This is a genomic window from Chitinibacter sp. ZOR0017 (assembly GCF_000799095.1).
In the GTDB taxonomy this organism is placed as follows: Bacteria; Pseudomonadota; Gammaproteobacteria; order Burkholderiales; family Chitinibacteraceae; genus Chitinibacter; species Chitinibacter tainanensis.
This window is the reverse complement of the sequence record NZ_JTLG01000014.1, coordinates 105,908-118,966: the sequence shown is the minus strand read 5'-3', so window position 1 is coordinate 118,966 and position 13,059 is coordinate 105,908. Positions and strand designations below refer to the sequence as shown.

Annotated in this window: 12 protein-coding genes; 7 read left to right on the top strand and 5 right to left on the bottom strand. The window is 55.5% G+C overall.

The genetic code is table 11. From position 1 onward, the window contains the following. The first annotated feature begins 52 nt into the window (after positions 1–52). The gene (locus L991_RS17905) at positions 53–1,456 is read left to right on the top strand and encodes a lytic polysaccharide monooxygenase (RefSeq protein WP_052190599.1); all 1,404 of its coding nucleotides are present in this window, start codon (positions 53–55) and stop codon (positions 1,454–1,456) included. Positions 1,457–1,518: 62 nt separating this feature from the next. Here L991_RS17905 and L991_RS04400 read toward each other — a convergent pair whose 3' ends face one another. Beyond that, a complete protein-coding gene (locus tag L991_RS04400; RefSeq protein WP_047392666.1) occupies positions 1,519–1,773 on the bottom strand; it encodes a hypothetical protein in 255 nt (84 codons plus the stop codon). A gap of 80 nt (positions 1,774–1,853) precedes the next feature. On the opposite strand from L991_RS04400, the gene waaC reads away from it, so the two are divergent. Beyond that, the gene (waaC, locus tag L991_RS04395; RefSeq protein WP_052190598.1) at positions 1,854–2,801 is read left to right on the top strand and encodes a lipopolysaccharide heptosyltransferase I; all 948 of its coding nucleotides are present in this window, start codon (positions 1,854–1,856) and stop codon (positions 2,799–2,801) included. Between the two features lie 50 nt (positions 2,802–2,851). Here the strand turns inward: waaC and L991_RS04390 are convergent, their stop codons facing one another. The 3 genes from L991_RS04390 to L991_RS04380 are packed head-to-tail and all read right to left on the bottom strand — an operon-like array spanning position 2,852 to position 6,795. Further along, positions 2,852–4,177, bottom strand: a complete 1,326-nt coding sequence (locus L991_RS04390; RefSeq protein WP_047392660.1) for a deoxyguanosinetriphosphate triphosphohydrolase — start codon at positions 4,175–4,177, stop codon at positions 2,852–2,854. Beyond that, entirely contained in the window at positions 4,174–5,430 is a 1,257-nt protein-coding gene (locus L991_RS04385) for a bifunctional diguanylate cyclase/phosphodiesterase (RefSeq protein WP_047392659.1), read from the bottom strand. The genes L991_RS04390 and L991_RS04385 overlap by 4 nt, the downstream gene beginning before the upstream one ends. A gap of 3 nt (positions 5,431–5,433) precedes the next feature. Then, positions 5,434–6,795 carry an HD-GYP domain-containing protein gene (locus L991_RS04380; RefSeq protein WP_028450015.1) on the bottom strand — a complete coding sequence of 454 codons (1,362 nt, stop codon included), beginning with the start codon at positions 6,793–6,795 and terminating at the stop codon, positions 5,434–5,436. 227 nt (positions 6,796–7,022) lie between these two features. Between L991_RS04380 and L991_RS04370 the strand changes: the two genes are divergently transcribed. The 5 genes from L991_RS04370 (at position 7,023) to L991_RS04350 (ending at position 12,229) form a co-directional block, all read left to right on the top strand. Further along, positions 7,023–8,111 (top strand): ABC transporter ATP-binding protein, encoded by a 1,089-nt coding sequence (locus tag L991_RS04370; protein WP_047392655.1) that lies wholly within the window; start codon positions 7,023–7,025, stop codon positions 8,109–8,111. Positions 8,112–8,123: 12 nt separating this feature from the next. Next, the gene (locus L991_RS04365; RefSeq protein WP_047392652.1) at positions 8,124–9,053 is read left to right on the top strand and encodes an ABC transporter permease; all 930 of its coding nucleotides are present in this window, start codon (positions 8,124–8,126) and stop codon (positions 9,051–9,053) included. Then, positions 9,043–9,819, top strand: coding sequence for an ABC transporter permease (locus tag L991_RS04360; RefSeq protein WP_047392649.1), 777 nt, complete (start codon positions 9,043–9,045; stop codon positions 9,817–9,819). Before L991_RS04365 ends, L991_RS04360 begins: the two co-directional genes overlap by 11 nt. 189 nt (positions 9,820–10,008) lie before the next feature. Then, the gene (locus L991_RS04355) at positions 10,009–11,067 is read left to right on the top strand and encodes a spermidine/putrescine ABC transporter substrate-binding protein (protein WP_028450011.1); all 1,059 of its coding nucleotides are present in this window, start codon (positions 10,009–10,011) and stop codon (positions 11,065–11,067) included. 52 nt (positions 11,068–11,119) lie between these two features. Continuing rightward, positions 11,120–12,229: a VanZ family protein gene (locus tag L991_RS04350; protein ID WP_052190597.1), complete on the top strand. Its 1,110-nt coding sequence runs from the start codon at positions 11,120–11,122 to the stop codon at positions 12,227–12,229. 60 nt (positions 12,230–12,289) lie between these two features. Here the strand turns inward: L991_RS04350 and L991_RS04345 are convergent, their stop codons facing one another. Then, on the bottom strand, positions 12,290–12,886 hold the full coding sequence (locus L991_RS04345; protein ID WP_047392647.1) for a 6-carboxytetrahydropterin synthase: 597 nt from the start codon (positions 12,884–12,886) through the stop codon (positions 12,290–12,292). Between the last annotated feature and the right edge of the window lie 173 nt (positions 12,887–13,059).

The following is a 13,059-nucleotide window of genomic DNA, read 5'->3' as shown; positions in this document are numbered from 1 at the left end:
AGAAAATACTGATATGACTGCCAAGCCAGCTCACCAGAAACTGGAGAAGACAATGCAACAACAACGTAATGGGTTTGCTCTGCCCGTGCGTATTGCACTTGCCGTAGGTTGTTTGGGTGCCGCACAACTGGTATCAGGTCATGGCTCGATGGAAGTGCCAATCAGCCGTGTGCTCAGCTGCTTTAACGAAGGCCCGGAAAATCCAAAATCCGCCGCCTGCCAGGCCGCAGTAGCGGTATCGGGCCCACAATTTTTGTACGACTGGTCGGGTGTGAATCAAAACCCGAACGGCAACCATAAAGGCTTCGTGCCAGATGGCCAGCTGTGTGGTGGTGGTAAAGCCAACTACGCCGGCCTGAATCTGCCGCGTACCGATTGGCCAGTGACCAATATCGCGCCCGATGCCAATGGCAACTTCGAATTTATCTGGAATGCGCCAGCGCCACATACCACCAAAGACTGGGTGTTTTATGTGACCAAAGACAGCTGGAATCCAAACCAGGCGCTGTCTTGGGGCGATCTGGAACAATTCTGCCAGCTGGGCAATGTACCGGTAACTGCCGACAAGCGCTACAAAATGACCTGCCCGCTGCCAAAGAAAACCGGCAAGCACATCATTTATGTTACTTGGCAACGTAGCGATAGCCCAGAAGCGTTCTACTCGTGCTCGGATGTGAATTTCTCGGGTGCGGTGTCGACCTACAAAGAACTGGGGCAGATTCGCGCGCAGCAAAATCTGGCGCAAAGCACCAAAGTCACATTCCGTCTGTTTGATAACGCCGGTCGCGATCTGGAATCAGCGCAAATCATCGCCGATTACGATGCGCAAACCGGTGCCGACCTGACGCAAATGAACATCTGGCCGTATTTCCTGGCGCAGAAAGTGAATGGCAGCTCGAAATATGTGAGTGTGGGTGTATTGCAAGCCAATGGCTCGGTCGCGCCTGTGCAAACTGCGCAAGACAACCGCGTGTATAGCCGCTCAGGGGCCGATTACATCTTCCGCGTGGATATCGAAGCGCCGGCCGGTGTAACCCCTAAACCAAGCACGCCAACACCGGCTCCGGTGGTGACGCCAACACCAAAACCTGTGGTGACACCAACCCCAGCACCGGTGGTAACGCCAACGCCAGCGCCAGTGGTTACACCGACGCCTAAACCCGTGGTTACCCCAACTGCGGCTCCGGTGGTGACACCCACTCCGAAGCCAGTGGTAACGCCAACCCCTGCACCAGTGGTGACGCCAACGGCAAAACCGGTCGTGACCCCGACGCCGACACCAGCAACTGGCTCAACCTGCGTTGCAGCCTGGGAAGCGGGTAAAGTGTATGCCGCACCGGGCAACAAAGTGAGCTACGGTGGCCGCAACTTTGAAAACAAATGGTGGACCACGAACGAGAAACCTGATCCAAGCAGCCAGTGGGGTGTGTGGAAAGATCTGGGCGTTTGTAAATAAGTCCAAGTCCAGCTAGCCGCTAGGCCAAACCCGCGAGCAATCGCGGGTTTTTTATTGCCTATTTAATGCTCGGCGTGGGTGACAGCACTGGCGGGCTGCGTCGCGGCGGTTGAGGCCGCGCTAGCTTGGGCGGCGGCGTAGGCGAGCTCGCCGACGGCATAGGCGCCTTTGACGCCAGCTTTGCCGACGTCATAGCTCACCTCAACGGCCGTAGCAGCGACCGACACCGCTGCGCCGGCCACCATGGCGGTGGTGGTTACGACTGCGCATCCCGAAAGTAGCGTGGTGACGGCGAGGAAAAAGAGGCTTTTTTGCATCGGCTTGGCGAAGGTTCAAAGTGGGAACGGGATTGTGGGCTAGAATCGTCGATTCGTCGATCTGCCTGCTGAAAGTCTGTATGCCACGCCGCGTTTTAATCGCCAAGCTCACCTCGCTGGGCGATGTGCTGTTTACCCTGCCCATGGTCAGTGATATTCGCCGGCATCGTCCGGATCTGGAGATCGACTGGGTGATCGACGATACACTGGCCGACTTGCCCGCATTGCACCCCGGGGTGAGTCAGATTCATGCCATCCCTTTGCGCCGACTCAAGAAAATGCCCAAGCCCGAGCGCTGGCCGGCGCTGCGGCAGGCGGTGAAATCGCTACGCCAATCCCGCTATGAAGTGGTGCTCGATTGCCATGGCATGATTAAAAGTGCGGCGCTGAGCTGGCTGGCCAAGGCCGAACTCATCTACGGCCCGGCCGATGAGAGGCTGGGCGAGCGGGCGGCGCGCTGGGTATACGATCAGCGCATTGTGCCCGACCCCGCTTTGCCGGCGGTGCAGTGGTATCGGATGTTTGCGGGTCTCGCGCTGGGCTATCAGCCGCAGGGCTTGCCGGATTTTGGCTTGCAAGCTGCGCCTTTACGCGGGGAATGGTTGCCGGCAGGGCCGTATGTGCTAGGGTTTCACGCCGCCTCAAAAGCCGAAAAATGCTGGTCGGTGGAGTCATGGCAAGCCGTGGGGCAGCAGCTTGCTGCGCGTGGGGGGGCCTTGATTCTGCCGTGGGGCTCACCAGCAGAGCAAGGGGTGGCGCAAGCCATTGCAGCCGCCGTGCCCAAGGCAGTGGTGGCGCCGAAAATGACCGTGGCGGAGCTAGCGGGGGCCATGCTAGGGGCGCAGCAAGTAATCGGGGTGGATACCGGGATGACGCATCTGGCTGAAAGCCTGGGCGTGCCGACGATTGCCCTGTATACCGTGACTGATCCGGCGACTTACCACCCCTATTGGAATTTTGCCGCCCATGCCTTGGGTGGCAATGGCGAAGTGCCACAGGTGGATGAGGTATTAAAACTGCTAGCCTAGGGTATAGCTACCTGGGCCTTTAAGTATAAGGGCTTGCTGCATATACCCTGCTATCGGCCCATGCCACCCACTTGCTGTGCCAGATAGGTAGCGTAGTTGTCGGTCATGCCGCCGACAAAGTCCAGCACCCGGCGATAGGTTTCATACAGCGGCCAATCTTTACGCGGGGCATTGTATTCCATCAGATCAAGTACCCGTTTCATGCGGAATGGCATGTGAGTGCTCACTTTCAGCTCATACGAGGCTTTGCAAAAGGCATCGAGCAGGATGTCGAGACAGGTGAACGAGCCGACTTCGATTTCGATTTTGCGCCGCTCGTTAAAAATCCGATCACGGGCGAGCTGTTTGGCTTCATTAATCCCTTGGCGCATGGCGTAGGGGCAGTCATTGAGTAAATCGCCCTGATACGTGCCAGCCATTAGGCGCGGATAATTGGCCATGAAAGTCTCGGCTACTCCGCGGATGCAGCGATCAATTGCCTTGCCGCGCAGCAAGGAGATTTTGCGGCGGACCGAGGGGGCGGCCGCGACTTCCAGTTCCAGCAGACTACGCTCGCCACCGCAGATTTTCATCAGCAGTGGTTCTACGCTCTCGTAGGGCAACATGCCGATTTCGATGCCGTCTTCCAGATCGAGAATGGCGTAGCAAATATCGTCGGCGGCCTCCATCAGGTAGGATAAAGGATGGCGCGCCCACTTGCCGGGCGCTAATTCCGGCAGCCCAAGGCGTTGCGCTACTTCGGCCAGTAAATGCTGTTCACTCACATAACAGCTGAATTTGCCTTTGCCGCCGGCATGTTCGCTGGTCCACGGGTATTTGAGTGTGGTACCCAAAGTGGCGTAGGTGAGGCGCAAACCGCCTTCAAAACGATGGTTTTCCAGCTGGGTGATAATGCGAAAACCTTGCGCATTGCCTTCGTAGGTCATTAAATCGCGACGCTCTTCGGCGCTGAGGTTTTGCAGCAAATACGCGTGTTCTGGCCGGCGAAACCAGTCGCGGATCGCATATTCGCCGGCGTGACCAAAGGGCGGGTTACCAATATCGTGGGCAAGGCAGGCGGCCTGCACAATGCCGCCTAGGTCATATGGAGTGATATGGGCGGGTAGATCGTCTTTGAGGCGCTCGCCGATCAGTACCCCTAGGCTGCGCCCCACGCAGGCAACTTCAATACTGTGCGTGAGCCGGGTGTGAACGTGATCATTTTCGGTCATCGGGTGGACTTGCGTTTTGCGCCCCATCCGGCGAAACGGCGAGCAAAACACGATCCGGTCATGATCTTTATGAAAATTACTGCGGCCTGCTTCGTTATCCAGTGCTTCGCTGGCGTCGGTGCCCAATCGTGCGGCGGTGAGTAATTGCGCCCAATTCATGCTCATCGTGGTTTCGCCAGGAAAGTGAGTAAGTCCGCCAGTTTGAGTGGGCGGCTGTAGTAGTAGCCCTGAATTTGATCACAGCCATATTGCTGCAAAAGCGCAAGCTCCGCCGCTTGCTCCACGCCTTCGCCGGTCACCATTAATTGCAAACGGTGGGCCAGGGTAATGACGGTTTCGACAATCGCTCGGTCTTCCGCCGATTCGGCCAGCTGCATGACAAAGCTGCGGTCGATTTTTAGCTCATCAATGGGCAGGCGTTTTAAATACGCCAGCGATGAGTAGCCAGTGCCGAAATCATCCAGCGCCAGTTTGCAGCCCATCTGTTTAATTTGTTGCAGGTGTTTGAGCGAAAGCTCGAATTCTTCAATCACTGCCGATTCGGTAATCTCGAAAGTGACCAATTCGGCCGGAATACCCCACACGGCCATCGCATTGCCAATAAAGCCGGCCAGGTGTGGGTCGCGTAGATTGTTTGGCGCCAGATTGATGCTCAGTGTGCCTTGATAGCCCGCGAGGCGTAATTGCGAGAAATTGCGCAAACCGGTTTGAATCACCCAGTGGGTCAGCTGATCCATCAGCCCGAGATAATCGGCAACGCTGATAATTTCGTAAGGGGAGATACTGCCCAGGAGCTCGTCTTCCCAGCGCAGCAGGACTTCAACGCCGCTCACTGCGCCGCTGGCGGGGGTGATTTGCGGTTGAAAGGCTAAATGAAAGCGGTTGTCGTAGAGTGCATTGCGCAATGGTTGCTCGAGCCGTACCAATTGTTGGCCCAGCCAATCGCGATCAGGGTCGTAGACCCCAATATGCTCTTCGGCAAACTGATGGGCCGCAATCTTGGCTGCATCGATTAGCGCTTCGCCATCGCGGCCATGCTCCGGGGCCATGGCGATGCCGATTTGTGGGTAGAGCTTGAGCTCATCGCTGCCCACATCATGCAGCAAGGTTTTGGCCCGATGCGCAGCCAACAAGGCATGGCTGGTGCCATTTAGCTGGCCAAGCAGCAGCCCCACCGAGTGGGAATCGAGCTGAAAGATATGATCGGCCGGCCGCAATAAAGGCAGCAGGCGGCTAATCAGGCATTCAAGTAAATGATCGCGATAATGGCCGGGGTGCAGATGGCGTAATTCGAGGTAAATCAGCGCGCTTTGCTTGTCAGGCCCGCCGCGCTCTAGGGTTTGCCTGATGCATTCATCCAGTTGGCCCAGCGGGGTGAGTTTTTGCTTGATGGGATGCAAAGGGCGCGGATTGCTCATCGGCTACTCCAGGAAATACTCGCGCGGATCAATATTGTAAGCGCCCCGGCTCAATTCGCGCCGCAAAGAGATCGGCAAGCCATTCGGGGCCGTTGGATTGGTGATCAAATCTAGCGTGTGCGGTTTGGCGTAGGGCGTTTTATCCGGCGCCAGAATGACCATTAATTTGGGTTTTAGTCGGCGGACCCGGTTTTGGCCAATCACAATCCCGACTTCACCCGTTGAGAGCTCAACTAAGGTGCCGACGTGGAAAATGCCTATGCACTGCGCAAATTGCTCAACCAGCGCCGGGTGGAAATATTTTTCGCTCCACTTGTACAGCAGTTGCAGCGCTTCATGTGCGGGTTTGGCATCAGAGTAGGTGCGCTCGCTGGTGAGCGCGGTGAAACAGTCAACAATCCCCGCCATGCTGCCAAACATACCAATTTCTTCGGCTTTGAGCCCCTGTGGGTAGCCGCTGCCGTCATAGCGTTCATGATGGCGGGCCACCATATCCACCACATCCAGCGGTACGTTATCCATCTGCCCCAGAATATCGAGACTATGCTGCACATGGGTTTTCATCAGCATGAATTCGCCCGGCGTATAGCGCCCGGTGCGATTAAGCAGATCTTCGGGCAGGCGAATTTTGCCAATATCAAGCATCAGGCCAGCGAGGCCCAGCTTGCGTAGTTCCTCCACCGGGTAGCCCAAATGCCGGCCAAAGGCGAGCAAATACACGGCGGTATCGATCGAGTGTGAGTAGGTGTACTGATCGCGGTCTTTTAGCTGGGTGAGTAGCAGCAGGGCATTGGGGTTGCGTACGATCGAATCCACCAGATCGTTGACCACCGCATTGGCTTCTTCGATCTTGGGGTGTAGCTCTTTACGTACAGATTCCATAAAGCTGCGCATAAAGGTTTGCGAGCTTTTATGGACGGCCTGAGCTTTGGGAAGCTCGACTTCTACTTGCTCTTCGCGATCATACAGAATGACCTGCGTATTAAAGCTGCGGCGTGGCGTGGCGGTGTCGCGCTGAAACAAGCCAGCAAAGAGGCGGCGCAACTCCAGCAAGAGGCTGATCCGTTCGCGGCGCTCTTGTTCTTGCGGATTATGTTGCAGCAAAGCGCTGATGGGCGGGGCGCTAAACGCGGCTTTGTCGGATTTGGGTTTGATATCAAACAGCCCGGCCCAGCGATTGATGCCGCCATTCGAGCGGCTGAAATCGACCGTGACGTATTCGCAGTATTCGCGCAGCTGCTCCAGTTGCTGGTGCTGCTCGATCAGAAAGCCCTGTAGTAGAAATGGGGTATCCAGCCACGGCCGATCCAGCTCGGTGACATAGAGCCCAATTTGCAAGTCCAGAACGTGTACGCGGGTTTCCACAGGCAATTAGTTCTTACGAATGAGTCGCATTTCTATTGGTCTTGCCTGACTCAGAGTTGATCCAAAACGCTATTCTAGGGCAATCCATGGCCTTCGGGGCGAATGAAATGCGCTGTGCAGTTAGAGTAATCCCTACATTTTGCCGCCACACAGCCCTTTTTTCGCCGATTTCCCCCCCCATGGGAGCGAGTTTGCTAAAATGTCGCGGCTTTTTCGTGAGGATAATCATGGCGCTGCTCGAGATTCGTGATGTTGTAAAACAGTTTGGTGATTTTACAGCGGTCAACCACGTAAGCCTCTCAGTCGAGGCGGGCGAATTCTTTACGCTGTTGGGCCCATCGGGCTGCGGTAAAACCACGCTGTTGCGCATGCTGGCCGGCTTTGAGCAGCCTGATTCAGGTGAAATTCTGCTCGACGGCGTCAATATGGCCGGGGTGCCGCCCGAAAAACGCCCGGTGCATACCGTGTTCCAAAATTACGCGCTTTTCCCGCATATGACCGTGGCGCAGAACATTGCGTTCCCGCTGAAAATGGCCAAAGTCCCGGCCGAAGAAATCAAAACGCGAGTAGCCGAAGTGCTGGATGATGTGCGTCTCAGCCAGTTTGCCAGCCGCTACCCGCATGAAATGTCGGGTGGGCAACGCCAGCGGGTGGCAATTGGCCGCGCCTTGGTGAATCGCCCACGCTTGCTGCTTTTGGATGAGCCCCTCTCGGCGCTGGATGCCAAGCTACGCGAAGAAATGCAGATCGAGCTGATTAATCTGCAAAAAGAAATCGGCATTACCTTTGTGTATGTCACGCATGATCAGGGCGAGGCGCTGGCGCTGTCGCACCGTATTGCCGTGATGAATAAAGGCCAGGTGGCGCAGCTGGATGCGCCGGAAACCATCTACAGCTATCCGAAAAGCCGCTTTGTGGCCGATTTCATCGGTCAGTGCAATTTGCTGGATGCCACGATCAAATCAATTGGCGCCGACCGCATGCAGGTGGAAATCGCCGGGGTGGGTATTGCCGAAACGCTGCCGGTGGCGGGGGCGCAAGTGGGCCAAAGTGGTTGCCTGACCTTGCGGCCTGAAAAAATTAAGCTGGGCGCGACCTTGCCCACTGGCGACGCTGACGAAGTGCATTTCAAAGGCCGGGTGCATGATTGCCTGTACTTGGGCGATGTAACGATTTATATCGTTGAGCTGGAAAACGGCATGCTGGTTGAAACCATGCTACCTAACTCGGCACCAGGGCGGGCGAAGTTCTTTGATGATAATGATCAGGTGGAGCTGGCATGGCGCTATGACGCTGGCCACTTCATCTTGGCCTAAGGACGGGCGGTCATGGCGAAAAGCAATCGAATTAATAAATGGCTCATTTCCGGGCCACCGCTGCTGTATCTGATCATTTTCTTTGCAATTCCATCGTTGATCATGGCCTTTGCGGCCTTCCGTTATCCGGGTGATTACGGTGGCTTGCTGCCTTTGATTGGGCCAAACCCCGACACCGGCGCCAACGAATTGCTGGTGACGGCGGAAAACTGGCGCGACTATCTGACTTTCGATAATTTCGGCCTGTTTTTCTCAGACCCGATTTATATCGAGCTGTTTTTGAAGTCGTTCTGGTATGCCGGGATCACCACGCTGGTGTGTTTGCTGTTGGCCTATCCACTGGCTTGGCTGATCGCACGCAGCCCAAAGAAATACCGCGATCTGATGATCTTGCTGGTAATTCTGCCGTTCTGGAGCAACTTCCTGATCCGCGTGTATGCCTGGATGATTATTCTGGGGCCGCAGGGCTATTTCACCATGGCGCTCAATCAGGTCTTGGGTGTGGTGGGTTTAGGCCCGGTGCAGCTGATGTTTAGCCACTTTGCCGTGATTATCGTGCTGGTGTATGTGCACCTGCCCTTCATGGTGTTGCCGCTGTATGCCAATCTGGAAAAACACGATATGGCCTTGCTGGATGCTGCCCAAGATCTGGGGGCATCGGGCTGGCAGCGTTTCTGGAAGGTGACTTGGCCGCTATCCCTCCCGGGGGTATGGGCCGGCGCGGCGCTGGTATTTATTCCGGCGCTGGGGATGTTTGCAGTACCGGATCTCGTTGGTGGTACCGATGGCATCATGATCGGCAATCTGATCAAACAGCAATTCCTGGATAGCCGCGATTGGCCATTTGGCTCGGTGCTGTCGATTATGTTGACGCTGGCCGTATTGCTGCTGGCGGGGCTGGCGGCCATGGTTGGGCGCGGAGGTAAGCGCGATGCACTCTAAACAATCGAAATGGCTGTGGGCAGCGGCGCTGTTGGCCTATGCCTTTTTGTATGTGCCACTGATTATTGTGGTGGTGTATTCCTTTAACGATTCCAAACTCAATGCCGAGTGGGTGGGCTTTACCTTCAAATGGTATGAGCATCTGCTGCATAACGAGCAAATGCTGGTGGCCGCACGTAATTCGCTGTTGATCGCCATCGTGACCAGCTGCTGCGCCACGATACTGGGTACGCTGGCAGGCATTGCCATGCATCGCTACAAATTGCGCTTGCTGCCCTTGCTGGTACTCACGCCGATCGCCATTCCCGAAATCCTGATGGGCGTGTCGCTGCTGATCTTCTTTGTGATGCTGAATATGACGCTGGGGCTGGTATCGGTCACCTTGGCGCATATCGCGTTTTGTATCGGCTTTGTGGCGATTGTGGTGCGTTCGCGCTTGCAAGGGATGGATGATGCCTTGGTGGAGGCCGCGCGTGATTTGGGCGCGACGCCATTGCAGGCCTTCCGCCTGGTGACCATGCCGCTGATTATGCCCGGCATTATTGCGGGTGCACTGATGGCGTTTACCTTGTCGATTGATGATTTCGTGATCACCTTCTTTACCGCAGGGGCGGGTGCTTCAACGTTGCCGCTGCAGATTTATTCGATGATCCGGATTGCGGTTACACCGGAAGTGAATGCGATTTCAACGCTGTTGATGTTGCTCACGCTGGTGCTGATTGTGATTGCCAGCAAGGTGGCACCAAGCGCATTGCGGGCTGAATAAAGCCGCCTTATCGCGATTAAAAAGGCAGCGCAGCGCGCTGCCTTTTTTCTTGCCTGCGGGTAATCAAGGTCTTGTGCAAAAAACCGTCAACCGCATGCAGATTGCCGCGACAAGACAATAATTCGTGGCATAATCGCGCAACTTGGGGTGGCCAAGTTTTTCCACTTTTAATTCTTGATGGTGAACAAAATGAAAAAGTTCTTACTGGCCCTGCTGCTGGCCGCGGGCACCGCAAACGCTGAAGATGTATTGCATCTTTATAACTGGAATAACTACATCACCCCAGAAACCGTCAAGAATTTTGAAGCCAGCTGCAAATGCCGCGTGGTGCAAGATTACTACGGCGCGATGGAAGAAATGCTGGCTAAGCTCTCGGCTGGTGCGAAAGGCTACGACGTGGTCGTGCCAACCGGTTTTGCAGTGCAGCCCCTGGTGAAGCAGGGCTTGGTGCAACCGCTGGATAAATCCAAGCTGCCGAACATCAAAAATCTAAACCCATCGTTTATGAACAGCGCTTTCGACAAGGGCAATCAATACTCGGTGCCATACGCCTTCACTACCACGCTGGTGGGCTACAACGACAAAAAGATCAAAGAACTGGGCATCGATCCAAGCTCATGGGCGATAATTTTTGATCCAGCCGTATTGGCCAAAATCAAAGGCAAAGTGACGGTACTGGATGATAGCCGCGAAGTATTTGCCGCTGCGCTGATGTATAACGGCTTCTCGGCTAATTCGACCAAGCCAGAAGAGCTGAAAAAAGCCCAAGAGACTATCCTGAAAGCCAAGCCATTCTGGGCGGCGTTCAATGGGCAAAGCTATATCAAGGAGCTGACCCTGGGCAATATCTGGGTGGCGCACGGCTACTCGAACGATATGTTCCAAGCCAACACCGATGCCAAAGCGGCCAAGCGCCCATTCGGGATTGCCTACAGTCTGCAAAAAGAAGGTAACACCTTGTCGCTGGATAATATGATGGTGCTGAAATCAGCCCCACGCCCAGATCTGGCGGCCAAGTTCATCAACTTTATGCTCGATGGCAAAAATTCAGCCCAGCTGACCAATGCCATTGGTTCAGGCAACCCAAACGCGGCATCACAAGCGTTTGTGAAGCCTGAAGTGAAAGCCATTAGCGCGGTATTCCCAAGTGCCGACAATATGAAGAAACTGCAGCAGCTGAATGCGCTGGAAGGCAAAGCGCTGCGCGATCTGGGCCGGATGTGGACCCAAGTCAAAACTGCAAAATAAAATGAGCTGAACGACAAGCGGGGGCGTAAGCCCCCGTTTTTCTTCCTACGCTATGGCGCGATTTCCCCCTATCCGCTACCTCGCCCGCCAAGCCGAGCCGACTCGGGTGTCACCCTTCTTTGTGGCGGTGGCTTTGCTGCTGGTGCTGGTAGTGAGCCTGTTTCCCTTTAGCGATTGGCGCTTTACGGGCGAGCCGGTGTTTGCCTTTTACGCCTATCCGCTGCCGTACTACACCACCCTCTTTGATAACACGGTCAATGTGCTGGCGTATATTCCGCTCGGCTTAGGCTGGATGCTGCTGTTTCGGCGGCGCTGGTTTGCGGCGATTTTGGCGGTGTTGCTGTGCGCACTCACGTCCGCCAGTGTTGAATTTGTGCAGCAATTTTTGCCGGGGCGGGTGGCTTCGAATCTGGATATTCTAAGTAATACCGCCGGTGGCGTGATCGGAGTGGCCATTGGTTTGGTGCTGCGCAGTCGGCGCTGGATGCAGCGCTGGTTAATTTTCCGGCACGAAGTTTTAGCCCCTGGCCGGATGATGGAGTGGGGGGCGGTGTGGCTGGTGGTGTGGCTGGTGGCCCAACTTGACCCAAGCCAGCCTTTTTTGGGCGTGGTGGTCGAGCCACGTGGCTTGCCGCAGCCCTTTATTGCGCCGCTGGCGGATGCCGCACTATTTCTGCGCTTGCTGGAAGGCGGCGGCATGATGTTGAATCTGGTTGGGGTGGGCTTGTTTGTGTCGGTGCTGCTGGCATATCAGCGGGATTTCCCCCGTGCGATGTTTGCGCTCCTGGGTACTGCCTTGCTGCTGAAAATGGCTTTTGCCGGCATGTTGCTGCGGCCGGAGCAGTTTTTTGTCTGGCTGAATCTGAATATCGTACTGGGGGGCGTGGGCGGCGTGTTGCTTCTGGCTTTGTGTTGGCGCCTGCAGCGGCGCTATCGCGCCTTGCTGTCGGTGTTGTGTCTATCGCTGGCGACGGTGGTGAGCCTGGTGTGGCCGCTCACCCCGCAATTGTCGGCTACTTTGCCGCTATTTAAATGGCAGTATGGGCACTTGCTGCACTTTAGCGGGCTCTCACAAATCATGGGCGATCTATGGCCGTTTGTTGCCGTGTTGCTGATGCTGGTGTATCTACTCAGCCCACGCCGCAGTGATGAGTGGTACTAGGGTATATTGCTGTAGCCTTTATTGATTGTGCTTTATACGGCCATACCCCTTGGTTTGGCCTTAGGCGTCAACTTGCCGTGGCACGGCTGGATTATAAAACTGCTGCTGGCTGAGCAGTTTCTGGTACATATCGGGGTCTTTCCATTCGGCCTGGCATTGGGGCGAAAAGATGATGTCCTCAAGCCGAATGGTGCCCATGCGCGGGTTGTAGGCATCATCGCGGAAGGCTTGTGCGTAGCCGGTATCGGTTTCATGCGCAATGATCGAATGCAGGCGCACATCGGCTTCGCCATTGGCCATAATCGTTTGTGCCAGAATCTGGTCGATAATCACGAAAAACAGTCGCGCAAACTGTTCGGCCGAAGGGGAGACCGGCATCGCAATCCAGCGCGCCGAGAAGGTCTGGCACAGGCGGATGTACTCGGTATCGTCTTTATCCCAAAAGCACACTGCATGGTCGAACGCATCGATCACATCACGGATCGTGCCTTTCATTAAGCCAAAATCGTAAACCATCTGCCCGTGATCCAGCGCGCTGGCTTCCAGCAGCACTTCAACCTTATAGCTGTGGCCGTGAATGGAAGAGCGGCAACGCTCGGATGAGCAGTTGCGCACAATATGTGCATTTTCAAATTTAAATAGTTTACGAATCAACATTTTAACGCGCCCAAACGGTGAGGCATGGTTTTATCAGATGGCGCCCGAGGCCACAAGGGGCGATTTTACCAAGCCACCGCGTTTAATGCTTGTTTCCTTGCAGGGATAAGCCGCTGGGCGCCGTAGCCTAATACCAGTCCGTGGCGGGTACTTACAAAAAGACTTAGAAATCC